Raw genomic sequence first — 25,869 nt, 5'->3', positions numbered from 1 at the left:
TTTCCTCACCTTCTATATTTTTACATCTATACTAAAATAACATAAGAATAAACAATCGGAAACACTCCTTTACAAAAAAAGAGACAATCATGTTGCGATTGCCTCTTACTTTCTTATAAATTGTATTTTCGAATCAAATATGTTGGCGTACAGCTCCATGCATGGCAATAGCTGTTGATAAGATAGCTTCCGTACGGGGAAAATTTCTTGTCATGAGGATTATAAAGCTCCCAGAAGGTATCTGCTCCGTCCTTAATCATGCCTCCCCAATATGCTTTCATTTCCAGAATGGCTCTGTCTTTGTCCCCCGCATGCAGCAATGCTTCGACTAAATGGTGGTACATATACGGTGTTGCAATGCCGATATCTGGGTTTTCTTGAAACAAACGATTTAACAGCTGTCGATTTTCTTGCTGTGGGAGAACACCTGCCAGCACCATCCAAATTTGGCTGGCCCATGAAACTTGGCGGTCTTGCCCACTCACAAAAAATTGCTTCTCTTCATCCCATAGATGCTCTTTTGTTGCTGCCATAATTTCCTTTAGCCGCAGCTTTAAATATTCCGTTTGCTCTGTTTGAAGGATACTTGAAAGCTCTATTGCCTGTTTCATTACATAGATTAAAACCCCTTGTGAAGGTGCTTGCTTGTTCAACCCATCCTGCCAGTCGATGAACGACCACCAGTCAGGAGAGTCTCTAAGAATATCATTTTCATCCAAACGTTCTAAGGCAAGCTCCAACTGTCTGTATGCAGTCGGCCACAGTTCTTTCAAGGTTTCTAAATCGTTTGTAGCAGCATAATAATCACGTAGTGTTGACAAGAAAAATAACGAATAATCAAATAAATACGTGTCATCAGCAATCAGCTGTGGGGCAACGAATACATTTGCAGCAACTCGGCCACCTTTATCAGGAACTGCTGCAAACAAATACAGACAGCGTTTCACAAGATCATTTGTTTGAAAAGTTTCATAGTTTGCGAGTGCCTGTAACCGCAGATCTCCCAGCCAGAGGCGGCGGTCGCGTTTTGGACCATCCTCAAATATATCTTGCATGCAATCAGCTAGTGTCTTTATGCTGATTTCATCTAAGCTTTGTAACAGTTGATCTTCATGTAACGTTGCCACCCCTATTTGATTAGCAGAAGTTACGGCCCTGCATTCTACATTTTCAAATGCGACACGGTATTTTGGTGATGTAGCCAAAACTTCTAACTTAACGTACCGAAAGCTGTATCTTCGCGGCAGTGTGATAGCACCTGGGAGCACATCGACATAAACCGTTTCTTCCTGCAGCCATGAACTGCTTAGCCAGCCATCATAATCTGTGAACGGCTCTGCCATTTCAACTGGCATTTCACCGATTGTTAAACGCAGCTTTAGCGGAGCATCGGGAGGGCTTCCGACAGGACGAACATCAAACGAAAGATATCCTACATAGTGGTCGCCAAAATCTAGAATGAAGGAATCGTTTTTACCATAGTCATTTTGCGATAATGAGCTGATTGGTGCGATAAATTCTGTTTTCCATCCATGGATTACAGCTTCATCCGCTTTGACTTTAACCAAAGCTTTAGGACTAACAGCTGTTTCGTGAAGAACAGGCTTTAGCTTTTCTGCGGTTTCTTCGAACCCTTCGTTTCGGACAATCACTTGGTCGTCGATTTTTTGAAAGTTCATATGGCTTCCTCCTTTGTTTCCGTCTTGATGCGGGCATCAATTTCGGCTCTGATTTGCGGATAGATTTTGTCGAGATTATAAAAACGCATAATAATCATCGAAATAATCACACAAATTGCCGGAATAATAAGGTAGCCCATTTTAATTGCCAGCAATGCTTCTTTCGTTTGCACTTCATTCGGCACATAATTCCCCCATGTCAGCATCATGCCAAAAAGGGCGCCGGCAACTGCCATCGTTACCTTTCCGATAAAGCCATTCAACGCACTCAAAATCCCAGCAGCATTGATACCTGTTTTCCACTCCCCATAATCAACAGGGTCTGCCTGCATGGAGAAGTAGATGCTTTGCCGTGCTCCATGGCCAATCGCTGACACAATAGCACCTGTAATAAGAATCGCAATATTGCCGCCTGCCGCCAGCATAATGAAAAGTCCTACTAAATTAACGGCGCTTGAAATCATAAATAGTGTGCGCTTATACATTCTTTTTGCAATAATCGGTGTTAACACCGTGCCGACAATAGGAACGAATGACCCGATACCTGCAATCAGGGCAACAAGGTCTGCTCGGTCTAGATTATAAGTGAAATAATAGATAAGCGCTCCTTGCTGAAAGAAGTAGGCTCCCCACATAAACAAAATATTCACTGCAAAAACATAGTAAGGCTTATTGCCTTTCAATGTAGATAATGCTTGTTTTACAGTTGTTTTTTCTGCTTGTACAACAACCTTCTCGCGCACATTGCGGAATGTGTAGAAGAATAAAAGGCATGCGATTACAGAAAAGATAACCATTGTCCAAAAGAAGCCTTGAGATTGGGACCCGTTACCTAATGTATTTACCATCGGCATTGTCAGTACACTGACAGCTGTCGAGCCGAACAAGGCAAAGATAATCCGAACAGTTGCAAGCATTGTCCGCTCCTGCGGATCACTTGTCAAGTTCGGCAATATGGACGCCAGCGGGATATTAACCATCGTATAAGCAATCGACAGACCTGTATACGTAATATATGCATAAAGCAGCTTAGAAGCAGGACCCACATCCGGTACATAAAAGGCCAGTATACCAAGCAAAGCAAACGGGATGGCTCCGTATAGGAAATACGGCCGTGATTTGCCCCATTTTGTGTTAGTCTTGTCAATGATGATTCCCATCAATACATCAGCAACACCATCAATTATTCTTGTCAGCAAAAACAATAAGCTTACTTGGGCGGCTGCAATGCCGACAACATCTGTATAATAAAACATTAAATATAATCCAATCATCTGCCAAACGAGATTACATGAAAAATCAGCGACGCCATAGCCAATGCGCTGACGCCATACACTTACTGCTCCGTTCATTCTCATTACCTCCTGTGATTCAAAAAGTCGAACTAGTTCTTACACTTATTAAAACGCTTTCTGAATACGGATACAATAAACGGTTTACAGATAAAATATGCTCTTTTTACAGGTGAGGTCTTAAGCTGTGTCAATTCCCCTTTTTCCGATATTGATATGGTGTGCAATGATAATGCTCCTTAAATTTGCGATGAAAGAAGCTGCTGCTCTCATAACCAATTTCATAGGCAATGTCAGCGATGCTTTTAGAGGTGTTTTTCAAGAGAACAGCTGCTCTAACCATTCTTTGTGACTGTAGCAGTTCAATAAACGTCTTGCCGGTGCGCGTTTTTAGCATATTGCCTAAGTAATTTGGATTAAAGTTAAATACCTTTGCAAGTGAGGTTAATGTACAGTCCTTATAGTTATTTTCAATATAATGAAGAATTTCCATCATATTCGTGCGGCCGATTTTTTCGTAAGTTTCGAAGTTTTTATCAAGCTGATAAATTCGCATCAGTTCAAAAAACAAAACAGGCAGCAAGGCATTAATAATATCTGTCGAATAGTCTGTCGGAAAAAAGAACTCACACAGCAATTTTTTGATAGTATGCTGCAGTTCGTCATGCTGCTCTGAATGAAACAGAATATATCTGTCATGAAGCTGATTCTCTGTTATAGCATTCAGTAAAAATTCAGAAACGACACCTTTCCCTGTAAATTGCGACCAAAAAGCAGTGGAGAAGGTGTCTTTCTTCATAATGATATTGACGAGGATATCATCCTTCCCCAGTGCAGGAATACTGTGTGGAACATCTGTATCAAGAATACATACTTGTCCTTTCGTTAATAGTATTTCCTCACCATTTATAATTTGGCGGCATGTGCCTGAATACACATAATTGATTTCTATAAAGGAATGCATATGCAAAGGCATGTCTGCATAGCGATGATGTTTATTTATAAATATTGGTCCTCTATGAAAAAAATACTCTTCCCGCATTCTAGGGATTGCATCCCCATTTTCTATATGTAATTCATGACCATCAAAGTCATTCACATTTTCTCCTGTCTTAATTTGAAGTTCTTCAATATAATCAAGACTTCGCAATAATTCATCAAGCTGCTGGAGATTCAACTTAGCCACTCTCCCTTTCCCAATATAACCTCCCTCTTACTCTGAAAAAGTGAGCAGCATATCGATATGAGGAATATTATCCTCTAAGTAACTACTAGAAATAGACTTAAAGCCAAATGAAGCGTAAAATTTCTCTAAATGACTCTGAGCCTGAATCTTGATTGCTGTCTCGTTTAGGTCATCTTGGATAAACATAATTGCTTTTTTCAGTAAATCATGGGCGAGGCCCTGTCCTCTGTATGCTTTTTTAACGTGCACTCTGCCGATTGACGCTTCTTTGTAAGACACCCCTGCTGGCAATATTCTTGCATAGGCAGCAATTTCTCCGTCTAATTGGGCGAACAAATGATAGGATTCAATATCCTTTCCATCCACCTCTAAATAAGGACAATTTTGCTCGACAACAAACACAGCTGTTCTTTCTTGTAAAATCGTATACATTTCAACAGTATTTAGCTCATTAAATGCTTTCAAATTCCATTCCATCATAAATCTCCTCGATAAGTGTATTTTATCCGTTTATTATATATGAATTTGTACAAATTTCTAACAAAAAAAGTTAAAATAGGACTCTTTCATAAATCATGTGCTTTGGCGGCAAGCTTACCTGTTTTCCTTAAGGATCGCTTCTTCCACATGAACAATGCACATCCAACTTCTTTAGGTAGGAATAATATCTTTAGATTTAATATTTAGAATTTATGAACTTTAATATTTTCCTAAAAAAATAGGAAATTTGGACGATAGAAAATACGTTCATTACATACATACTTTTTGTTTTTCTGGCAAACTCATTGAAAGATGAGGACGCAAAGCTTCAGGTCTAAGGCGTATAAAGCTACGACGGCTGGGTTGCAGGATGTTTCCATATTCTTTGCAGCCCTTGATTCTTTAAGGGCTTTTTTTGTTAGAACACATAAAGGCATCCAATACATATCATAAGGAGGAAATTATGGATTTACAGAAAGTACAGCAGTTATTTCCAAGTGAGGATGGAGATCGCGGGCAGCAATTAAGGCTATTAGGTTATATTGAACAACTAATTGCCGGTATTGACAGCAAAAAAGATCCAAACAAAGCTACATTAGGTCCAATGCAAGAAAAAAGTGATGATTTCTACAAAGAAATCGTGGAGTCTGCGGCAGCTCCCGAATCAGGAATGGATATGGAGGAAATAGTCAAAAAACTAGTTGATCTATCAAACGGACATCCTTACCATACAAGAAATTTCGTAACGAATGTATTACCAATGGCAAGCATACCTGGGATTATTGGACTATTAACCACATCGATTCTAAATGGAAATAACTTATGGGATGTATATGGTCCGGCAGCTTCTGAAGCAGAGGTAAAAGTTATTTCCATGATGTCCAAGCTGGTTGGTTATGATTACAAAAAAAGCTGGGGTTATACAACTTGGGGCGGCCAAGGAGCTGTTTTCAGCGGTCTCCGTTTAGCAATTGCCAAGCAATTCCCGCATGCTAAAGAAGAAGGAATCCCTAATAACCTATACTGCTTTGCTTCTGAAAATGCTCACTACAGCTTGTTAAAATCTGTTGAAGCAACTGGAATTGGAAGCAACCATTTAATTCGTGTGAAAGCAGGCAATGACTTTGCGATGGATATGACAGATTTCAGAAGTAAACTGGAAGAAGTCATTCAAAAAGGCGGTATCCCTGTATATGTTGTCGCAACTACTGGAACAACAGATAGTTTCGGCATTGATGATGTAAAGCAAATCAAAGAAATTACAACAGAAATAGAGAAAAAGCATCAGTTAAAACCAATACATATTCATGCCGATTCTGCTTTAGGCGGTTTTTATTCCCTATTTTCATCCTATGATTTCACCCAAAATCCTCTTGGGTTTGAAAAAGAGGTTTTAGAGGGACTGCGTCATATTAATGAAAGAATGCAGCATATCTCCTTGGCAGACAGCTTATGCTTTGATTTCCAAAAGCTTGGTCAAACACCATATTTAACAAGCCTTTTCTTAATTAAAAATGGCGAAGATCTTGGTCTGCTTGATCTGGAAGAATTCGAAACACCTTATGTCGGTAATCGTGGGTATGGAAGCTACCATACAGGTTATACGTTAGAGTGTTCAAGAATGGGAAGTGCCATCGCAATATATGCTGCTTTATTGGCATTCGGCGTGGAAGGTTACCAGCAAATACTCGCTAATTATGTACGCGTAAATCTTGAGTTTAGAAAAAAATTAACAGCAAGAATTCCTAATATGGGTATCACAAACTATCAAAATATCGGTCCTATTACTACATTCCGACTCTATCAAGATACAGTTCATTGGGATTTAGAACAAAATGGCCAAGCGACGACAGAACAAATCTTACATACAAACGAATTAAACAATGAATTATTTGAAATACTTGGTCAACAGCGGGAAGATGTGTTTTTTGGAGATACGAAAAAACAATGCTTAGTGAATGCTAGTGATTCAAAAGAGCGCCTGCCGATTTATGTAGCAAAATTATTCTCCATTTCTCCATATACGGAAGTAGAACATATCGATCATTTTATTAACGCGATTGAAAATTCTATTAAAAAGATGGAGGGACTAAAAATTGAAGTTACCATCTAGAAATAAATCGATCTTATTTAAAAATATTCTAGATTTTGTTATACCGATTGCTATATTTTCTGTTATTTTTAGTGCTACTCTTTATACTTTTTCGATGAATATTATCAATAATTATGTTATTGATCAATTTGAGAATCGCTTAGAAACTGTTCTAAATGACATGGTAGAAAATATTGATCCAGCTATAGTTCAAAGCGCCGACAGCGGAAGCAGCACAAGCTATCACGAGCTAATAACTACAGTAAATCAATACCAAGTAAAACATGAGGTTGAAAATACTTATGTTCTAGCGAAAAAGGATAATAAAGAATACATTGTTGCCTTAAGCAACACAGATGCGCAGGGTTCAGACTATACTTTCTCAGATGAAATGAAAAAAACTCTTTCTGAGGGAACAACTCATTTCAGCGACATTTATAAGGATGAATTCGGCATTCACAAATCGATATTTGCACCTATTAAAGGAACAGATATGATTGCTGGAGTTGATATGGATGCTTCTTTTATCAATAGCTTAAAATCTTCAGCCCTTTATACGTCATTAGCTTTAACACTGATATTTATTATCTTAGGAATAGTCATTGCCTACTTTGTCAGCAAAAGAATTACTAAACCGATTATTTCTTTAAAGGACTACGTAAATGAAGTCGCTGATGGCAACTTGGCTATAAAAGATTTAAATATAAACAGAAAAGACGAAATCGGACAGCTTGCAAGTGGAGTTCAGCATATGGTCACAGACCTTAACACGCTTATTCATAAAATTGCTAAGAACGCTCAAGAAGTTTCGACAACGGCTGAAGAACTAAGCTCAAGTGCAGAGCAAACAAATCTTTCTGTTGTTCAAGTAACTGAATCTATTCAGGAAGTTTCAAATGGTGTCGAGAATCAGACGCAAAATATTGATAAAATGAACAAAGGAATATTTGATGTTTCTAAAGGAATGGAACTCATTTTTGATAATGCAAAAGAAGTTTCCATAAACTCAAATCAAACTGCTGATATTGCCACGAATGGATCAATGGTTATTGACTCAGCGATTGAGCAAATGAATGTTATTCATCAATCGATGAAGCATACTTCTGAAGTTGTAAATAGATTAAGTACACAAACGAATGAAATCAGTGAAATTATTTCATTAATCACTGCAATTGCAGACCAAACTAACCTATTGGCATTAAATGCTTCGATTGAAGCTGCAAGAGCTGGTGAGCACGGTAAAGGATTTGCAGTCGTAGCGGAGGAAGTACGAAAATTAGCCGAAGAATCAAGAACTGCTGCAAATGACATTACAAATAAAATAGAAACGATAAAAGTAGAATCTTCCAACGCTGTAGAAGCAATGAACACCGGCTATAGCAAATTAGAAGATGGAGTTGCAACGTTTGACCAGGCTAGAGGTGCTTTTGTAAACATCCAAAAGTCAGTTGAAGGAGTTAACAAGCAAATCACAGAAGTTAATGTTGCGATTGAGGATATGAATAATGGTGTGCAGCAAGTTTCCAAATCAATGGAGGAGCTTAGCGGAATATCTGTTGAAACAACAAGTAATGTTCAACAAATTGCAGCAACCTCAGAAGAACAAACGGCCATATTTGAAGAAATTGCAAATTCAGCTTCCACTATGTCGACAATGGCTGAAAGTTTGCGCGACAGTGTTAAGAAGTTTAAATTGTAATCTACAAGAATTGCAATGTTTGGAATAACTAAACATGTAATAAGTATGAAAGAAGAAGGGTCCGATTATACCGAACCCTTCTTCTTTCATTCAGTATAGCTGACATATTATTACTTCATATAGATAGGATTGGTGAATGCCACCAACTCTGGGTCTCCATTATCAATCGACGCATATAACTCTGCGCGAATCCATTTTAAGTCTTTGTTAGCTATCTCTGTTTCGAGTTGAAACTGCCCTATGCTTCCAGTAAAATGTTCTCCCTCGTTTGTTACTATCACCATAAATGCGCCTTTCCTATCAATGCGGTCATTAAAATCCCACTCCTCTGAAGTAACTTGCACAATGAATGGCTGATTTTCAACTTTATTTATTACATCTCCAACTCTATAAGTCTTTTCCTCTTGCATCACTATAAGCTCAAGTGGTTTGTCATAGGAAATACTGATTCGTCCAGCACGGATGGATTGTAAAAAAGCTGTTCTGAAAATATTTTTATCTTCACTGATTTGTGACATTTGGACATATGTAATGGCTGGCAAAGGATTTATTTCTTCATTATGGTGCCAATCCCTTCCTGCTGTTGCGGTTATTCTATAGCCTTTATTTAACAAGTCTGTCCAATAGTGAAAGGCACGCTGATTGTAAGCTTTTGACCCTGGCCTTGTGGAATTCCAAACTTCGATAAAATCAAAAGCATTGATTGATTCGACTGGGAATTCAAAATGACACCCTGTCCCGATTGGATTCCCTATCCGAAACGGGTGGGCAATGCCAACCAAGGCATCATGACGACGAATTTCACTTATGCCCTTTTCAATATCTAAAGGACCTATTGCTCGCCAATCAGTATAGGTTGGCGATTCATAACCTACCGTTAGGAGGTGTCCGTAAAAGGTCGTCCATTCCAAACCATAAAGGATATGCAGACCAGAAAGAACTTCTGCTTGTTTCATTTCTTCAAAAGGACTGATTGTATTATGGTCTGTCATTACGACTGCTTTAAGGCCCATTTCTTTCGCAACCCTTGCCATCTCAATCAGCGACTGTTTACCATCACTATGAAATGTATGTGTATGCAATTCAGATGGCACCCATTTCACCGGACCTTCTATTGATGGATAACTTGGAATACTTATAACATTTTCATTAATTGGTTGACATAAAGGCTTATCTCTCCATGGAATCAAGGTTTTGTTTGCTGAATGAGGCTTTTTATATACACGCAGCTTAAATTGACAGCTTTCCGTTACCAATGCATGAATACTTACCGTTACAGACCACAACCCAGCTGGATTTCTTTTATTAAGAAATCCAGGAGATGAATGAAAATCACTAATCATTACATGTTGGGTAGGCGAATGATAATGGCGTGCCCCTCTAAAACCATCATGGTCATCAATCGATAATGTTAATAAGTTTCTAATCAATTCTTCACCATTCTGTGGTAACTTTGATTCATAATACATCGATGCTTCTTCCATTAGTCGTTTATTCTCATTTACAACTGTTTGATGTGGTGGATCAAAAGAAAAATCCACATAAATTACGTCCGTATCTTCCGGGACAAAAAAGGTGTGTTGTATGTGTGATTGCATACTTTTATTCGTAATGGTTGAATTGATTTCAAATAATATATGTGCCTCTTCTTCTCTCATCGTGTTGTTTTACACCTTCCTTACCGTTCTTTTCGCCAGATTGTCTTTGCCGATTCTATATTGTTTAGCTCTTCGTCAAAGCTTTCTTCCATATATTTCTGCAAGTCGTCATTTCCATCGTAAGCATATATCTTCAAATTTTTCACGTTGATTGTATGTAACTTTTCATTAATAAGAGCAATCTTTATTTCTACTATTCTTCCATAGATTTCCCTTCCGGTAGACAAATAGCTGTTCCAAAGTGATTGTACGGGCCAGTATAAGCTGCAGAGAATACACCTATCTTTTTATTATGGAGAGAACTTGAGTACCACTCGTTTTCTCCATTAAGCCTACATAGAAAGTCTATACTCGGGATACCATGCTCAATCCCCCATACAGAGGATTGAAGGAAAATATATTGACTAACATTTTGAATTCTATTGTAAGGCAATGGAGCGTTTTTTAACTGGCGCTCAGCTTCCCATTTCATAACATGATTGATATATGGAAAACGCTCCATGACTGTTTCTCGAGCCTCATTTTCTATTTTCCATTCGTAACTTGGAATGAAGGAAAAATGATAGGAACTTGTAATTTCATCCGTAAAGTTCCCATTGCATGTAGCAGTTTGAAGAATAATTTGGTTATCATCGATTTTATAAGATTTAACCTGATGTTCTGCCCCTTGATATTCAACATGGTCCATTTCGTTATGTTCATTCAAATAAACTCTTGCCATATATTCAATATCTAATAAGCGCCCCCACTTTGACATTAACAAAACCGCAGGTGTACCCTCATCTTCATGACTAAATACCATATGATATTCAATTACCGACCCTTTTTCCCACTGATCAAAAAAATAAATCATTTCTAAAGGGGTATCTGTATATAAATTATCAAACTGGCTATATACTGCCCGACCATAAAGTTTAGGAGCATACTGAACCGCAAGTGCTTCTCGGTCAGATAAATCTAATTTTTCTATCGTACAGCTCTCAATCTGAGCAACCGCTTCCCTGTTCCGGGGTGATTCACAAACATATTCTATTTCGTACGTTCCAGGCTCCATCATGCCAAGCAGACGCTTATAGGTGAAGTCCCGTCTTCCATAGAATAATACAATGTCTTGGTGATGCACGTTATTCACATACAGTCTCAACATGAGTGATTCATTGTTTTCTTCCTGCCAAGAGGTAGACGCATATGCGCGAAGATTAATTGCATAATATCCTTTTTCCTCAATAATAATGCTAGATTGCTCACGTTCTAAATGCTTCATTTTTACAGGGTTTAATACCGTCATCCTATCCAACTCCCCAGTCTAAAATTAAAACAGATTTTTCTTTGACTTTTTCATGTTGTTTTGAATATATACATAGCCTACTATCGAACATAGTACAAACATAAAGACTGCAAGGGCGCTTGATTGACCAATTTCATTGTATACAGAAAAATGTTGCTGCATGGATACACCAAGCATTTGCGGCGCATTTCGATCGATGAGAAAAGGTGCTGTAAAACTGCCAATTAAACCCATAAACAGAAACGTCAAAGCAACTAGCATTGTCTTATAAGAAAGAGGAAATATAAAATGAATAAACAATCTTAACTTTGATGCACCCGTATCTTTTGCACTTTCAATGACTGAACGGGGAATGGCTTGTAAAGCAGATAATAACAGCATGGTAGTAAAGGGAATATTAAACCACACATTAATCATTAATAATCCTTTCATGTCATATATAATGGAAGGCATATTGCCTTCACCGATGATTCTTGCAACCCAGCCATTATCTCGATAAAAATTTAAAAATCCATAAATGGCGATGACTCCAGGAATAAACAACGGGATAAAATACAGCTTGTTGATTATTTTAGAAAAAATACTGTTACTAAAGTTAAGATAAATGGCTAATATATAGCTTAATCCTAAAGTCAAAAAACAAGAAATGAACGTAATTACTAACGTATGTTGAATACTTTGCAAGATTAATGGTTCTGTAAAAATATATTGGTAGTTTTCAAGTGAAAAGGCATCCTCTTCATTTTGAAAGCTCTCCATTATAGCAAGTGCCACTGGGTAGATGACCAAAATTAGCAAAGTTAGGAAAGAGGGCATCACAAGCCCTATTCCTAACACTGCTAATTTTGTTTTTTTCTTCATCACATAACTCTCTCTTAAGGCAACTTCCCTACTCATTGACTTGCTACCTCTTTTTGCCAAACCTTCATTAATTCACTCGATAGATCGCCACCGTTAAAAGTTCGATAACCGCCACTTACTGCTTCAAATTTCTTTTGATCCTCAGCTGATAACAGGTCCCACTTAATACCTGGATAGCCGTACATTGTATCAATAACTAACTTTTGAACATCTTGAGTAAGCACATAATCAAGGAACGTTTCTGTGGCTTCTCTCCGCTTTTCATCCCCATTATCTACAGCCATTAAATAGGCTGGTCCGCCAGTAAATGCTGGATCGATTTGTTTTAGTTCAGTAGTATCAGGCAATAATTTTGAATTTATTTGTTCTAGAGCCATATCAGACCATGCTGGGACCATATCAACCTCTCCGTTTGCAAGCAGGTCAAGTGTTCCTTGATTCTTTTTAGGATAAACTCCTTCTTTATATAGGTTTGGTGCCATGTCCTTCAGTATTTGAATTCCCTTGTCCCACTCTTTTATAATACTTTCATCCTGAACATTCATAGCATTGTCATCAAGTTCGTTATATACAGTCGAGAGGACAAAGGAGCTTCCTGCTCCACCTGTATTTGGATCATTATAAGCAAAGCGACCAGGATTTTTTTCTATCCAAGTATTCAATTCTTCTGCTGTGTTCGGTACATCTTTTACTTTGTCCGAATTGTACGCAAGAACTACGGATGATGCACGGTAAGGAACTGCTAGATTTTGAGTACCCTCCAAATTTTCTTCTTGAACATTCTCTAGATTTTCAATCGAATCTGTTGAAAGTTCATAAAAAAGTCCACCTTCATCTTCACTGCGGATAATATCAGCTAGTGCTCCTTCATAAACATCAATCTCTGAATCTTTATTTGCTTTTTTAGCTGCAACGATTCGATCAATTGTAGCCTGTCCACCAGTCCCAGACGGAACGAACACGAAGTCAACATCAATATCCTTATGTGCTTCTTCAAATTTAGGAATAACCGTTTCCCAGAAAGTCTCAACATTTTGAGAGCCTGAACTGTATAGTGATATTTTTGTTACATCATCTCCTCCACTTGCCGCACTGTTTGTCTCGCTAGAATTACAAGCAACTAATGAAAAGGTACTGACAGCTAATATTGTTCCTGTTAACATTCTTTTTAATGATTTAGACTTTCTCATATACTTCAATCTCCTCTTTAGTTAGATTTTGTATTTTTGAATAACCATTAGTATGTAAGTCGTTTTCATCTGTAAAGGTTTGAATGGTTGCGAAAGTTATGCGGATATTTTGAAGCATTTTAAATTGACTTATTTCACTGCGATCAATAAACATTTTTAGCTTTCCAAACTCTGTTTTCAAGCTGACCTCTGCATAATGACCTAACATCATCACTTTTTCAATCATGGCATCAAGGCCATTTTCTACCTCACTTGCAAGAACAACATCTTCTGGTCTGACTGCAACAGTAACTGTTTTGTTATAACGATTCATGTTAGGAAAGTTAAGTGAACCGATATGAATTTTGTTTCCTTCCGCATAACCTGTAAGAAAATTCATCTTTCCTATAAATTGAGCAACAAACAGGGATGCAGGATAATTATAAATATTTTGCGGAGAATCAATTTGCTCTATTTCTCCTTTGTTCATAACGACAATACGATCGGAAATGGAAAGTGCTTCTTCTTGGTCATGTGTTACAAACAGCATGGTAAGCTGCTGTTTTGCTTGAATTTCTCTTAACTCCTCACGTAATTCATGCCTTAACTTTGCATCAAGAGCCGAAAATGGTTCATCCAGCAAAAGTACTTTCGGTTCAAGAAGCAATGCTCGTGCCAGTGCAACCCGTTGTTGTTGACCTCCTGATAACTCACTTGGATACTTTTTCTCATATCCTTGAAGCTGTACTAAATTCAAAGCCCATTTCACTTTTTCCATGATTTGAGCTTTTTTGGTTTTCTTAAGCTTTAAACTAAATGCTAGATTATTAAATACATTCATATGCGGCCAAAGATTATAGCTTTGAAAAACCATAGCACTAGGTCTCTTTTCAGGAGGGAGATGATTCACTTGCTTTCCAGCAATTATTATGGACCCTTCATCAGGCTCAATAAATCCGCCAACACTGCGCAGAACAGTGGATTTACCACATCCTGAGGGTCCAAGTAACGTAACCATTTCCCCATTTTGAATGTCCAAGGAAAAACTCTTAACACCTTCCCCTGTAGGATAGATCTTGCTTAAGTTAGTTATTGATAAGCTAATTGACACTCTTGGTTACCTTCCTCTCTCTTCGTTCGATTGAAATCATTATTTAAGGCGCATTCCGTTTGCAAATGAATCAGCTCCGACAAATTTTCTAGCTGCAAATAACAGGATGATAGTTGGGAGTGTCAATATCACAGAAAACACCGCACCTGCTGTACTTGGATAATCTGCTATTATGGAATACATAATAACTGGCATCGTTTTATAATCTGGTATCCCTACTAGTAAAGTTCCTTGTGCTTCATCTAAAGAAGATAAGAAGGTAAAAACAGAAGCTACAATAATTCCCGGCTTAGCCATCGGCAACGTAATATACCAAAATACCTTTAAAGGAGATGCGCCTGCATCGCGTGCCGATTCTTCTTGAGAACGATGAACATTCTCAAATGCAGCAGAAGGAATCCATGTCATTAACATAAGCGTATTGATTAGATGTATTAAAATAATTCCAATGAATGTATTCATAAGGTTGTATTGATAAAACAAAACGGCAATTGCAACATATAAACCCATTTTTGGAAATGCATTAGTCAGTAAAAAGGAGAAAAGAAAAAACCTCCTTAATGGAAAACTAATCCGGGCAAAAGCATATGCTGCAGGAATACAAATAATAAGGGAAATTAATGTAACAATACTTGCTATAAGAAAAGATAACCACATCGATCTCACAATTGACTCATCTGCTAAAACGAAGCTCCACCATTCCAATGACCAAGACTTAGGCAAAATATCAGGGTATTGCCATTCTCCTGAAAACGCTAGTAACAATAAATTTAATAAAGGTCCAAAAAAGAACAGCAGGAAAATCGCAAGTAGAATAAATTCAATTACTTTCCCCTTACCAAGTGTTTTAAAATACCACAATATCTCTTCTCCTCTCCATTTTAAATAATGCTTTAAAAACATTAGAAGTCTATACCTCTTAGTTTTTAATTTAGCAAACAAATATTAATAGTCTTTATTCTATTTGTAGTATTCTTGTAAAAATTCATAACTTTCATTATTCTTTCATTAAGTTGTCTAGACCTCTAATAAAAATAAAAAAATCGACCAATTAAATTTGATCGATTTTCTCAACAGATTGAATCTATTATTTATCTAGTTCTATTAACGGTAAATGTAAAAACATCATTTCTAAAATAATCTAATGAATAAAGAACAGGACGATTTTGATAATCATAATGAAGTTGCTTTAACAATAAGACAGTCGTTTCAGGATGAATAAGAAGCTTATGACAATTGCGATCTGTATGTAATGGAACAACAATTTCTGTTGTAGCTCTACTGATATCAATACTACTCTCTTTTTTTAAGTAGTCGAATAAAGAACCGATTGAGCCTTCATTAATCATATTCTTCTTCACAAGTGATTCTGCTAAAATATTCTGAGAAAACACAACTGGTTCTTCATTTGCCGTTCGTATTCTTTCATGAATGATTACCTCTTCTCCTTCTCTAAGCTGAAGAAGCTCCTTCCATTCATCTGTAGGTTCTACAATCTTGATTCTCTCTCGTTTTTCTCCATCCTCTAAACCTGCATACTTTATCATCGAAGTGACACTCATTAGTTTTTCTAAACTATTTGGCGTCTTAGGCAAAGGGTTAACAACAAAAGTTCCTACCCCATGCTTAACATACACTTTTCCCTTTTCTTCTAGTAACCGAATTGCCGATCGAACTGTCTCACGACTCACTTTAAACTCTGCTGCAAGATTTACTTCAGAAGGCAAACGATCTCCTGACTTTAATTTGCCTGAATGTATGTCCGCCTCAATTTTTTCTTTAATGAACATGTAAAGAGGTTGCACTATATTCCTCCCTCTAATTTAGTAGAGATATTATGCTAGTTTATGTAGGGTAAATCACCCTCTGATATTGGTATTATATGTGTTAATTGTTATCCTAGGCAATAATATAGTAGAAATGATTATCATCATTTCTACTATACATAAAAATACAATTCTAAAATATAATGGAGCTGTTATAGATAATACTCTTTTTCATGGGAATCTTCCCCCTTTCTTACAACTTTTATTTAATAACAGTTTTAGCTAACATCATCTAAAGAATGGTTTCCAGAGCTAATTACTTTACAGAATTCGACCGATGTTGTATCCTCTTAAGGTAGCATATTTCATGTCTCTGTAGCTCAGTAGGATAGAGCGGCAGCCTCCTAAGCTGTGTGTCGTGGGTTCGATTCCCTCCAGGGACGTCATCATAAAAGCTGGCACTTTGCTGCCGGCTTTTTTCTGTCTGCGTCTTAAATTCTCTGCAAAAAACTGCTTATATTTATTGCTTCTCCCCCTAATTGTTTACAGCCATTTTAAAAAAATAGTAATTATTAAATAAAACGCTTGCTAAAAACTTGTAAGCGGTGTCATAATCATTTTATATCATTATCATAGTGTTAGTTTTACTTATTTAAATCATTATCCTAAAAAAGCAGTTATTTAAAGACAAGGGTATGGTGAGGCTATGTTGGTTAATAATTTGAGGGAAAAATTGCTTTCAGAAAATGAAATTGAGGCATTTGCCTTGGCATCTGGAACGGATGATCTGCATGAGATTTTATCCAGTCTAAATTCAGCTTCACAGAGTGCTGAGGATGCAGTTCTGTCAGCAGATTCTTTAATGAACAAGACAGACAAGATTACCATCATGAAACATCCCCGTTATGTCGATATTAAAGTACATAAGCATGACTTTCTAGAAATAAGCTATGCCTATATTGGCGGATTTACACAATGGATTAATGGAGAGACAGTTGTGATGAAGGAAGGCGACTTGACGATATTGGATACAGATGTCATGCATACCATCCAAAAGGCAGATAAAGACACCGTCATTATTAATATTCTCCTCCGCAAAACTTATTTCAATCATAATATTCTTGCCCGTTTGACTGAGAATGATCTCATTTCTAAATTTGTGATTGATGCCATCTACAAACCGAAAATGAAAGGCCGTTACCTTTACTTTCCTTCATCAGGAAATGAAAAAATCAGAAATTGTGTGGATGCTGGATTATTAGAATATTACAATCCTGATATTGGCGGCCAAGAGGTACTCAGCTGCCATATCGTCTTATTGTTTACAGAACTTATGAGAATGTCTAAACAACAACCGAAGACGTTGGCAGAAGATGTCTCAAGTATTGCCATTGTTGATATACTCCAATATATTGAAGAGCATTATTTAACAACAAGCTTAAAGGAGGTTGCGAAGCATTTTCACTTCCATCCTAATTATTTGAGCAGGCTGCTGAAAGAAAATATCGGTAAAACATTCAGTGAAATGGTGCAAGAGCTTCGCCTCCGTCAAGCAAAGCTTCTCCTCGAAAACACACAAATGCAAATAAATCGGATTGCTGACGAAGCAGGCTACACTAATTTCAATCATTTTTATAAAAAATTTAAAGAGTATTATCATACAACTCCTGCTGATTACCGTAAACGTGTGATTTTAGAAAAAAATATTCTTGAATAACTAACATGTTTATGTACCTTAAGCCGACTGAAATAACCAGCGGTTTAGGTACATTTTTTTTTATAAAACTCAGAAATAGCTTTAAATGGAGAATTGCTTCTTTGACAATAGCTTATCTATTTTCTATAGTTAGGTAGGACTATTCTCACAATTGAAGGAGAGGAAAATAATGATGGAAACGAAATTAAATTCTCGTGACAAAATACTGCAAACAGCTTCTCGGCTTTTTCAGCTGCAAGGATACCACGCGACAGGCATGAATCAAATTATCAGTGAAAGCGGACTGCCAAAAGGTTCTATTTACCACCACTTTCCTCAAGGAAAGGAATCATTGGCAATCGAAGCCGTCCACTATACAAGCAGTTACATTGAAAGAAAGCTGCAAACGATTATGGATGAAATAAATGACCCTATTGAAGCAATTCAAGCGTTTATTGCCGATACTTCAAGTCAATTTGAATCACCTGAACATATTGAAGGAATTCCAATCGGATTGCTGGCAAGTGAAACGGCACTTATTAGTGAGCCGTTGCGTCTTGCATGCGTTGAGGCATTTGCAAAATGGGAAAGAATTATTGCTGCTAAACTAGTGCAAAACGGATACAACCAAGATTATGCATTAAAGATGGGCATGCTGATTAATTCCATGATCGGCGGGGGGATTATGCAGTCGATAACCCGTAAGGACAAAGCACCATTGCTGGCCATCAGTGAAATTATTCCGCAAATTTTTAACAACAAAGGGTAGAATTTTTTATCCCTTTGTATTATGATACTAGACAGACCGGTCTAGTCAATTACAAAGGAGATAAAAGCATGAACTTATTAAAAGAAACAGGACTACCAACAGAAAAAAAACCTTATTTACTAAGAAGCGGTGCTGGGGAACATCGTCTCTTCGGCAGACAAGTTGCCACCATAATGGCAGATTCACCTAGTACAGATAATATTTTTGGGATGGTGATGATTACTGGAGGTAAAGAGGATTCCTTTCCTTCTCATATCCATGAAAACACACATGAAGGAATATTGATTTTAAGCGGCAGACTGGAAATAAAGCTTGATGGCATCAAGTATTTGCTTACAGTTGGCGACTATGCCCACATACCTGCTGGAACTGTGCACAGCTATGTTATGAAAGCCCACAGAACAAGATTTGTCTCTTATACTGCCAATGGTGAAATCGCAGAGCTTTACCGAATTATTGGTAAACCCTACAACCAACCTGAATATCCGCCAAATGTTAATAGTGACATCCCAACTGAAGTTTTGCTGGATGCTACTTTACATACAGATATACAGTTAAAAAAACAGCCTGAGATAACTTCAGAAGTAGCAAGTGTCACGAGCCTGCCTGACAGCGCAATTCCCTATGTTATCTACTCAGGTGAAGGAGACCGTCTTTTGACAGGAGATCAGCTTCATCGCATTATTGCATCACAAAAAAATACAGATGGCCAATTTATTATTGTTGCTTCAGACGGGCCTGCTGGTGACAGGATTGTTGAACATTATCATGAACATCATACGGAAACATTCTTCTGCCTTGAAGGGAAGATGACGATGTGGGCTGACGGCCAAGAGATTGAGATGCTTCCAGGAGATTTCCTTCATGTTCCAGCAGGCACCGTTCACTCCTATCGCCTAGACTCTCACTATACTAAGATGGTCGGCTTGCTCGCTTCTGGTTTATTTGAACCATTTTTCCGCATTCTTGGCGACGATTTTGAGCATTACACCTTCCCAAGTGAGGCGATGCCGCTTCGTTTCGACCGGGTTATCGAAAACTTAGATGTTCTTGATCTAAAAGTGGTCAACAAACCAAAATAAATAGCTAATAAACGATTAAAAGGAGAAGAAAAATGGTTGTCGCTGTAAATAAAGAAAAACAAGGTATAGACAGGCTGGTAACAGTTCTTGTTTTTGCATTAGTTATTTCTGTCATGAATTCCACTATGTTCAACATGGCCATTCCTTCTATTACTAGAGAGTTCAATCTGCTGCCAACAGAGGCAGGCTGGATTGTGACAGCTTACATTATTATTTATGCAATCGGGTCTGTCATTTATGGAAAGCTGGCTGACAAATATATGCTAAAAACATTGCTAACCTTTGGTTTATGCACTTTTGCAGCAGGGAGCATTCTCGGTTTTGCAGCAAGCAGCTTTCCTTTGCTTGTTGCAGGCCGCTGTCTGCAAGCGATGGGAGCATCTGTCATGCCAACTGTGTCAATGATTATTCCCACTCGCTACTTCAATAGTGAAAATCGAGGACGAGTATTAGGTTTAACATCTGCTGGCATGGCGTTAGGAACGGCGATCGGTCCAATTGTAGCTGGCTGTGTGACTAGCTTCTTTAATTGGCATTATTTATTTATTGTCTCCTTGCTGTCTCTTGTTACCTTGCCGTTTTTCCGCAAATACTTACAAGAAGAACAACAGCAGAGATATGGAAAAATAGATATGGTCGGTGCTGCCTTCCTTGCTGGAACACTCGCTTTTCTGCTGCTGGCTATAACACAAAGCTCCATTTGGTATGCTGCTTTATGTGGTTTATTTTTTATGCTGTTTCTATGGCGGATTCAATCAGCAAGAGACCCATTTGTACAGCTTTCTTTATTCAAAAATAAACAGTTCTCCTTAGGAATTGTCATTTCTGGACTTTGTTCAGGAATCGGCTTCGGAATTCCCTACTTGACACCGTTGCTGCTGCAGGATGTTAATGGACTGTCACCGATTTTGAGCGGCTTGTATATGTTTCCGAGTGCCTTACTTGCAGCAAGTTTAGGGCGAAGCGGCGGAAAACTTGCTGATTTAAAAGGGAATCATGTTCTTACTTATATCGCTCTGCTCGGTTTCTTTGTCGGCTACAGCATCCTTTCCATTGTGGCAGGCTTGTCACCGTATATTATTATGTTTGTACTAATGTTTGCTTGTATCGGGCAAACCTTTATGCAAATTGCCTTGTCCAATACTGTATCAGGCACACTCGTAAAAGCAGACGTTGGTGTCGGAATGGGGATTTTAATGATGACGAATTTTATCTCTGGTGCTCTTTTCACTACATTAATGAGCAAAGCGCTCGAAAAAGGCAGCTTTTCAGTTCAGCTGAATCCGCTCCTTCAAGCACAAGACAGTTTAAACTACAGTAATATTTATACAGTGCTTACTGTTTTAATTATTATCGTCACATTCACTTACCATTTCCGCTTTAAAAGATATAGTGCGGTGCGTGGATAAATAAGAGTATACAAAAAAGGAAGGCTAAAAAAAGCCTTCCTTTTGCTATCGACTAACTAGCCTTTGAACATGAATAGCTAAATACAGCTTTTCATTGTTTGTAATATCGTAGTCGAACTGTTTCTTTATATATTCTGAGATTTTTTCTGTACATTCAACACTTCCTGGATGTTTCTGTTTAAAAGCATCATATAAAAATGAATCATCATCCGCCAAGTATGTTTTACTGTACAGCCGTTGTGCAAAAAACTTCAAATGGGTGAGAAACCGGAAATAGTTCAGCGATTCTTCATCAAATTCCATTTTATAATGATATTTAACAATATTCATAATATCCTGAATGACCTTTGTTATGTTAGCAATATTAGGCATTTCCTCACTTAAACCAGCATTGACAATATGCATTGCAATAAAGCCAGCTTCATCTTCCGGCAAATCTACTCCCAGCTTTTGTTTTACGAGCTGCAAAGCTTCCTTACCAATTGTGAACTCATCTTTGTAAAAACGTTTGATTTCCCATAATAAAGCATTGGTAATGATATGTCCTTTTTCTATTCTATCAACAGCGAAGTGAATATGATCTGTTAAGGAAATATAAAAACTGTCAGTAAAGCTTCTGCCGAGCCTGTCTTTAGCAAGCTTAATGATTTCTTCTGTCACTTCCATATATTCAATGGGGACTTCATAAAGAAGGGTCTTGAACTTTTGCGATATATCTTTATTCTTCAGCTCAAAAATCTTTTCAATTTTTTCTTCATCCACGATATCTCCTGGCTTCTTCTGCCAAGCGAGCCCCTTTCCAATAATGATGAGCTCTTCCTGCTTGTCATCAAGTACACTAATGACATTATTATTAAATACTCTGGTTATTTTCATGTAACCACCTATTCGTTTAATATCGTATGTTTCTCTTTATTATAATAGAAAAAGTGATCTAAAAGGACTATTTTTCGAAAATTCAAAAGAAGGAAAGCAACCTTCTGCTTTCCTAAAATGATGCTGATTATAGATTTTCACCGTTTGCAGCGATAACCTCTTTATACCAGTCAAAACTCTTTTTCCGTGATCTGGCAAGCGTGCCGTTTCCGTCATTATCCTTGTCCACATAAATATAGCCATAACGCTTTTTCATTTCTCCTGTTGATGCACTTACAAGGTCGATTGGTCCCCAGCTAGTATAGCCAAGCACTTCCACACCTTCATCTATTGCTTGAGACAGCTCTTTTAAATGCTGACTTAAATAATCGATGCGGTGGTCATCCGAAACTTCCCCATTATCTGTGGGAACATCAATAGCTCCTAAGCCATTTTCCACAACAAACAACGGTTTTTGGTAGCGGTCATATAATTGATTAGCTGTAATGCGGAAGCCTTTTGGATCAATTGTCCAGCCCCATTCTGATTTTTGGAGAAACGGATTTTCAATGGAACCGAACACATTTCCTGAAGTAGTCTTATTGATTTCTGGGTCTGTGCTTGTTGTTCTGCTCGCATAATAGCTGAAACCGATATAATCTACTGTATTGTTAAGCAGAATCTCTTCATCTTCTGCTTCCATTTCTATCGTAATATTATTGTCTTTAATGAATTTTTTCGCATAGCCTGGATATTTACCGCGGGACTGAATATCAATAAAGAAGAACGAATCACGGTCTTTCTCCATTGCGTCAAGAACATCGTCTGGGTTGCAGCTGTAAGGATATGTCTGTCCTGCAGCAAGCATACAGCCGATTTTTGCATCTGGAATAATGTCATGGCAAGCTTTCACAGCAAGTGCACTTGCCACAAGCTGATGATGTGCTGCCTGGTATTTCACCTGCAACTTATCCTCACCCTCTTTAAACACAAGGCCAGCTCCAACAAACGGCAAGTGAAGTAGCATGTTGATTTCATTAAAGGTCATCCAGTACTTTACTTTATCTTTATAGCGGTTGAACAAAGTTGTTGCATATTTTTCAAAGAACCCGACAAGCTTGCGGTTTCTCCAGCTGCCGTAATTCTCCACCAAGTTAACAGGTACATCGAAATGAGCGATTGTCACAACTGGTTCAATGCCATGCTTGTTCAACTCATCAAACAAATCATCATAAAATTTCAAGCCAGCCTCATTCGGTTCGGCATCGTCACCATTTGGGAAAATCCTTGCCCAAGAAATCGATAAACGCAATGCCTTGAAGCCCATTTCGGCAAATAAGGCAATATCCTCTTTATAACGGTTATAAAAGTCAATTGCTTCATGTGATGGATAGAACTCACCCTCAATTGGTTCATAAGAAGTCAGATTACCCATCATAATGTCAAATCTTTTTTGACCCGTCGGCAAAAGATCAACTGTTGTTAATCCCTTTCCATCAGCAAGATATGCTCCTTCAGCTTGGTTTGCAGCGATCGCGCCGCCCCATAAAAATCCTTTTTGAAATGCCAAAATACTTCTCCTCCTTCATATTTAACGCTGGTTAAGTAAGGAGCTGATTCCTTCCTTACTTAACCAGTCTTTTCCTTTTATTTTACATCTAGTTTCAATAACTCATCCACTGTAGTTACTTGTTTTTTATTCGTCAGCTCCATGTTGAAATCCTTGTAGTTCGTCACAACAACAGGAGTTGTTAACAGCTTGCCAGCTTTACGGATTTCTTCCATGTCAAACTCAATCAACAGCTGACCTTTCTCGACATATTCCCCTTGTACTGTATGTGCTCTGAAATGCTTTCCTTCAAACTGAACAGTATCCATTCCGATATGAATTAAAATGTCAGCACCAGAATCTGTTGTAATTCCTATTGCATGATTTGTCGGGAAAAGAGCTGAAACTGTACCAGATACTGGTGCATACAGCTTTCCTTCAGTCGGTTCAATTGCTAAGCCATGACCTAATGCACCAGTTGAAAATGCTGCATCTTCTACTTCAGATAATAATTTCACTTCTCCGTTTAAAGGACTTGTAATTACTTCATGCTGTACAACCGCAGCTGCTACTTCATTAGAAGCTGCTTTCACTTCTGAATTTGAGCTGTTTTTCTGTTCTTTACCGATTCCGCCAAACAAGTATGTTAAAATGAAAGCAACTACGAATGCCACAACAATTGCGATTAATGCACCCCATAGATCCATACCAAGCCCATCAGGACTGATGTAAGTTGGTATTCCGAATATCCCAAGACCGCCAATAATGTAACCCTTTACATTAGCGAATCCTAGAACAGCTCCACCTGCAGCAGCACCAATACAGCTGATGATAAATGGTTTTTTCAATGGCAATGTAATACCATAAATAGCAGGCTCTGTTACACCGAATACGCCGGAAATAAATGCTGGAATGCTCAATGATTTCAATTTTTTATCTTTCGTTTTAATTAAGATGGCAAGAACTGCACCTATTTGTGCAAAGGATGCTGCAAATACTGTTGCAAGAATTGTATCGAAGCCCATTGTCGCCACATTGTTGATCGCAATTGGCACTAAGCCCCAGTGAAGACCGAAAATAACGATTACTTGCCATAGTCCGCCAAGCAAAATCCCTGCAATTAATGGACTTAAGTTATAAATGAATAATGAACCTGCACCGATCAAACTGCTTGCCCATGTTGCAATTGGGCCGATAACCATAAATGTTATTGGAATGACAATTAATAATGTTAATAATGGCACTACGAATGTTTTAATAACATCTGGAATAAAGGAACGAAGCCATTTTTCCACTTTTGCTGCAAAGAATGTAGACAAAATAATTGGTATAACCGATGATGAATAAGACATTAAAATCACTGGAATTCCTAAAAATGTTACATAAATTGGTGATTCAAACATGGTTCCTGCAAATACTGTGTAAAGCGGGTCACCTGTAGTTAGAGTTGAAAGGGTCGGATACACTAATGCGGCTCCGATTGCCATACCGATGAATGGTGTACCGCCGAACTTTTTGATTGCTGTATAACCTAAGAAGATTGGCAAGAAATAAAACAGAGCATCACCAGCTGCATTTAAGATTTGATACGTGCCGGATGTGTTTGTCAGCCAACCAAGTGCGACAAATAGTGCATTAAAGCCTTTGATCATCCCTGATGCAGCTAAAACGCCAAGGACTGGTGTAAAGATGCTTGAAATCATATCAATAAAGCGGCTGAATAGGGAACCTTTTGGTCCTTCCTCTTCATCAACTTGCTCTTGACCTTGAAATCCACCTACTGTGACTACAGCTTTGTATACATCTGGTACATGGTTTCCGATAACTACTTGATATTGCCCGCCGCTTTTCATCACTGTGACAACATCATCCATATTTTTTAGAACCTCTGTATTTGCCTTGCCTTCATCCTTCAGCTTAAAGCGAAGGCGTGTAATACAATGGACTACATTGGAAACGTTTTCTTTTCCACCCACATTAGCAATAATATCTTTTGCCAGCTGCTCATATTTCATTTTTGACCCTTCCTTCTTTTATCTATTTTTATATTTTGCCAAATAAAAAACCTGAGCCCACTAAATCACACTATTAACAGCGTGTTCTAGTCAGTTCAGGTTATGCCCACTTAAGGTAACATTCCATCTAGGAACTTTTATTAAGTTGTTATTTGATAGGTTAAATTTATCATGAGAACGATTACATGTCAACGCTTTCAATAAAAATATTTT

Annotated in this window: 20 protein-coding genes, 1 tRNA gene, 1 pseudogene and 1 riboswitch; of the genes and pseudogenes, 8 read left to right on the top strand and 14 right to left on the bottom strand. The window is 37.9% G+C overall.

The features are described 5' to 3' along the window. Window positions 1-113 precede the first annotated feature (113 nt). The 4 genes from LXM54_RS02810 to LXM54_RS02795 form a co-directional block, all read right to left on the bottom strand. On the bottom strand, window positions 114-1,679 hold the full coding sequence (locus tag LXM54_RS02810; RefSeq protein WP_233313572.1) for an alpha-L-rhamnosidase-related protein: 1,566 nt from the start codon (window positions 1,677-1,679) through the stop codon (window positions 114-116). Further along, a complete protein-coding gene (locus LXM54_RS02805; protein WP_233313571.1) occupies window positions 1,676-3,031 on the bottom strand; it encodes a glycoside-pentoside-hexuronide (GPH):cation symporter in 1,356 nt (451 codons plus the stop codon). Before LXM54_RS02805 ends, LXM54_RS02810 begins: the two co-directional genes overlap by 4 nt. Window positions 3,032-3,161: 130 nt before the next feature. Continuing rightward, window positions 3,162-4,157 carry an AraC family transcriptional regulator gene (locus LXM54_RS02800; protein WP_233313570.1) on the bottom strand — a complete coding sequence of 332 codons (996 nt, stop codon included), beginning with the start codon at window positions 4,155-4,157 and terminating at the stop codon, window positions 3,162-3,164. A gap of 27 nt (window positions 4,158-4,184) precedes the next feature. After that, on the bottom strand, window positions 4,185-4,634 hold the full coding sequence (locus LXM54_RS02795) for a GNAT family N-acetyltransferase (protein WP_233314737.1): 450 nt from the start codon (window positions 4,632-4,634) through the stop codon (window positions 4,185-4,187). Between the two features lie 288 nt (window positions 4,635-4,922). Next, window positions 4,923-5,008, top strand: a riboswitch (cyclic di-GMP riboswitch). 92 nt (window positions 5,009-5,100) lie between these two features. Here LXM54_RS02795 and LXM54_RS02790 point away from each other — a divergent pair. From LXM54_RS02790 to LXM54_RS28390, 3 genes and pseudogenes are all read left to right on the top strand, one after another. After that, entirely contained in the window at window positions 5,101-6,750 is a 1,650-nt protein-coding gene (locus LXM54_RS02790) for a pyridoxal phosphate-dependent decarboxylase family protein (RefSeq protein WP_233313569.1), read from the top strand. 94 nt (window positions 6,751-6,844) lie between these two features. Continuing rightward, a pseudogene (locus LXM54_RS28395) lies at window positions 6,845-7,486 on the top strand (HAMP domain-containing protein); the annotation flags it as partial. Continuing rightward, the gene (locus LXM54_RS28390) at window positions 7,481-8,428 is read left to right on the top strand and encodes a methyl-accepting chemotaxis protein (protein WP_442780424.1); all 948 of its coding nucleotides are present in this window, start codon (window positions 7,481-7,483) and stop codon (window positions 8,426-8,428) included. The pseudogene LXM54_RS28395 and the gene LXM54_RS28390, both read left to right, overlap by 6 nt. Before the next feature lie 110 nt (window positions 8,429-8,538). Here the strand turns inward: LXM54_RS28390 and LXM54_RS02780 are convergent, their stop codons facing one another. The 7 genes from LXM54_RS02780 to LXM54_RS02750 all read right to left on the bottom strand — a co-directional run bounded on the left by LXM54_RS02780 (window position 8,539) and on the right by LXM54_RS02750 (window position 16,320). Beyond that, window positions 8,539-10,086 (bottom strand): CehA/McbA family metallohydrolase, encoded by a 1,548-nt coding sequence (locus LXM54_RS02780; protein WP_233313567.1) that lies wholly within the window; start codon window positions 10,084-10,086, stop codon window positions 8,539-8,541. Window positions 10,087-10,279: 193 nt separating this feature from the next. Then, complete coding sequence (locus tag LXM54_RS02775; protein WP_233313566.1) at window positions 10,280-11,374, bottom strand: hypothetical protein; 1,095 nt, start codon at window positions 11,372-11,374, stop codon at window positions 10,280-10,282. 24 nt (window positions 11,375-11,398) lie between these two features. Continuing rightward, window positions 11,399-12,271 carry an ABC transporter permease gene (locus LXM54_RS02770; RefSeq protein WP_233313565.1) on the bottom strand — a complete coding sequence of 291 codons (873 nt, stop codon included), beginning with the start codon at window positions 12,269-12,271 and terminating at the stop codon, window positions 11,399-11,401. Continuing rightward, window positions 12,268-13,425, bottom strand: a complete 1,158-nt coding sequence (locus LXM54_RS02765) for an extracellular solute-binding protein (protein WP_233313564.1) — start codon at window positions 13,423-13,425, stop codon at window positions 12,268-12,270. Before LXM54_RS02765 ends, LXM54_RS02770 begins: the two co-directional genes overlap by 4 nt. After that, window positions 13,412-14,515 carry an ABC transporter ATP-binding protein gene (locus tag LXM54_RS02760; protein WP_233313563.1) on the bottom strand — a complete coding sequence of 368 codons (1,104 nt, stop codon included), beginning with the start codon at window positions 14,513-14,515 and terminating at the stop codon, window positions 13,412-13,414. The genes LXM54_RS02765 and LXM54_RS02760 overlap by 14 nt, the downstream gene beginning before the upstream one ends. Window positions 14,516-14,554: 39 nt before the next feature. Further along, entirely contained in the window at window positions 14,555-15,379 is an 825-nt protein-coding gene (locus LXM54_RS02755; RefSeq protein ID WP_233314736.1) for an ABC transporter permease, read from the bottom strand. 227 nt (window positions 15,380-15,606) lie between these two features. Continuing rightward, on the bottom strand, window positions 15,607-16,320 hold the full coding sequence (locus LXM54_RS02750) for a GntR family transcriptional regulator (protein WP_233313562.1): 714 nt from the start codon (window positions 16,318-16,320) through the stop codon (window positions 15,607-15,609). A gap of 330 nt (window positions 16,321-16,650) precedes the next feature. On the opposite strand from LXM54_RS02750, the gene LXM54_RS02745 reads away from it, so the two are divergent. The 5 genes from LXM54_RS02745 to LXM54_RS02725 all read left to right on the top strand — a co-directional run bounded on the left by LXM54_RS02745 (window position 16,651) and on the right by LXM54_RS02725 (window position 21,237). Further along, window positions 16,651-16,724: transfer RNA gene (locus tag LXM54_RS02745), tRNA-Arg, on the top strand. 290 nt (window positions 16,725-17,014) lie between these two features. Then, window positions 17,015-17,998 carry an AraC family transcriptional regulator gene (locus LXM54_RS02740; RefSeq protein ID WP_233313561.1) on the top strand — a complete coding sequence of 328 codons (984 nt, stop codon included), beginning with the start codon at window positions 17,015-17,017 and terminating at the stop codon, window positions 17,996-17,998. Between the two features lie 172 nt (window positions 17,999-18,170). After that, window positions 18,171-18,746, top strand: coding sequence for a TetR/AcrR family transcriptional regulator (locus tag LXM54_RS02735; RefSeq protein WP_233314735.1), 576 nt, complete (start codon window positions 18,171-18,173; stop codon window positions 18,744-18,746). Window positions 18,747-18,814: 68 nt separating this feature from the next. Continuing rightward, on the top strand, window positions 18,815-19,828 hold the full coding sequence (locus LXM54_RS02730; RefSeq protein ID WP_233313560.1) for a quercetin 2,3-dioxygenase: 1,014 nt from the start codon (window positions 18,815-18,817) through the stop codon (window positions 19,826-19,828). Between the two features lie 32 nt (window positions 19,829-19,860). Beyond that, the gene (locus LXM54_RS02725) at window positions 19,861-21,237 is read left to right on the top strand and encodes an MFS transporter (protein ID WP_233313559.1); all 1,377 of its coding nucleotides are present in this window, start codon (window positions 19,861-19,863) and stop codon (window positions 21,235-21,237) included. A gap of 45 nt (window positions 21,238-21,282) precedes the next feature. On the opposite strand, the gene licT is transcribed toward LXM54_RS02725, so the two are convergent. The 3 genes from licT to LXM54_RS02710 all read right to left on the bottom strand — a co-directional run bounded on the left by licT (window position 21,283) and on the right by LXM54_RS02710 (window position 25,656). After that, window positions 21,283-22,113, bottom strand: coding sequence for a BglG family transcription antiterminator LicT (gene licT / locus LXM54_RS02720; protein WP_233313558.1), 831 nt, complete (start codon window positions 22,111-22,113; stop codon window positions 21,283-21,285). Between the two features lie 127 nt (window positions 22,114-22,240). Then, entirely contained in the window at window positions 22,241-23,662 is a 1,422-nt protein-coding gene (locus LXM54_RS02715) for a 6-phospho-beta-glucosidase (protein ID WP_245399873.1), read from the bottom strand. A gap of 77 nt (window positions 23,663-23,739) precedes the next feature. Next, entirely contained in the window at window positions 23,740-25,656 is a 1,917-nt protein-coding gene (locus LXM54_RS02710) for a beta-glucoside-specific PTS transporter subunit IIABC (RefSeq protein WP_233313557.1), read from the bottom strand. Between the last annotated feature and the right edge of the window lie 213 nt (window positions 25,657-25,869).

Origin of the sequence: Bacillus sp. Au-Bac7 (genome assembly GCF_021341655.1) — a bacterium.
GTDB lineage: Bacteria > Bacillota > Bacilli > Bacillales > Cytobacillaceae > Niallia.
This window is presented reverse-complemented; position numbering and strand designations above follow the sequence as displayed.

What these genes read in the sequence shown, in the direction of transcription:
- LXM54_RS02765 (WP_233313564.1), bottom strand. Translation starts at nt 13,425, where the DNA reads ATGAGAAAGTCTAAATCATTAAAAAGAATGTTAACAGGAACAATATTA.
- LXM54_RS02810 (WP_233313572.1), bottom strand. Translation starts at nt 1,679, where the DNA reads ATGAACTTTCAAAAAATCGACGACCAAGTGATTGTCCGAAACGAAGGG.
- LXM54_RS02795 (WP_233314737.1), bottom strand. Translation starts at nt 4,634, where the DNA reads ATGGAATGGAATTTGAAAGCATTTAATGAGCTAAATACTGTTGAAATG.
- LXM54_RS02730 (WP_233313560.1), top strand. Translation starts at nt 18,815, where the DNA reads ATGAACTTATTAAAAGAAACAGGACTACCAACAGAAAAAAAACCTTAT.
- LXM54_RS28390 (WP_442780424.1), top strand. Translation starts at nt 7,481, where the DNA reads ATGGTCACAGACCTTAACACGCTTATTCATAAAATTGCTAAGAACGCT.
- LXM54_RS02770 (WP_233313565.1), bottom strand. Translation starts at nt 12,271, where the DNA reads ATGAGTAGGGAAGTTGCCTTAAGAGAGAGTTATGTGATGAAGAAAAAA.
- LXM54_RS02725 (WP_233313559.1), top strand. Translation starts at nt 19,861, where the DNA reads ATGGTTGTCGCTGTAAATAAAGAAAAACAAGGTATAGACAGGCTGGTA.
- LXM54_RS02735 (WP_233314735.1), top strand. Translation starts at nt 18,171, where the DNA reads ATGGAAACGAAATTAAATTCTCGTGACAAAATACTGCAAACAGCTTCT.
- LXM54_RS02805 (WP_233313571.1), bottom strand. Translation starts at nt 3,031, where the DNA reads ATGAACGGAGCAGTAAGTGTATGGCGTCAGCGCATTGGCTATGGCGTC.
- LXM54_RS02710 (WP_233313557.1), bottom strand. Translation starts at nt 25,656, where the DNA reads ATGAAATATGAGCAGCTGGCAAAAGATATTATTGCTAATGTGGGTGGA.
- LXM54_RS02790 (WP_233313569.1), top strand. Translation starts at nt 5,101, where the DNA reads ATGGATTTACAGAAAGTACAGCAGTTATTTCCAAGTGAGGATGGAGAT.
- LXM54_RS02775 (WP_233313566.1), bottom strand. Translation starts at nt 11,374, where the DNA reads ATGACGGTATTAAACCCTGTAAAAATGAAGCATTTAGAACGTGAGCAA.
- licT (WP_233313558.1), bottom strand. Translation starts at nt 22,113, where the DNA reads ATGAAAATAACCAGAGTATTTAATAATAATGTCATTAGTGTACTTGAT.
- LXM54_RS02780 (WP_233313567.1), bottom strand. Translation starts at nt 10,086, where the DNA reads ATGAGAGAAGAAGAGGCACATATATTATTTGAAATCAATTCAACCATT.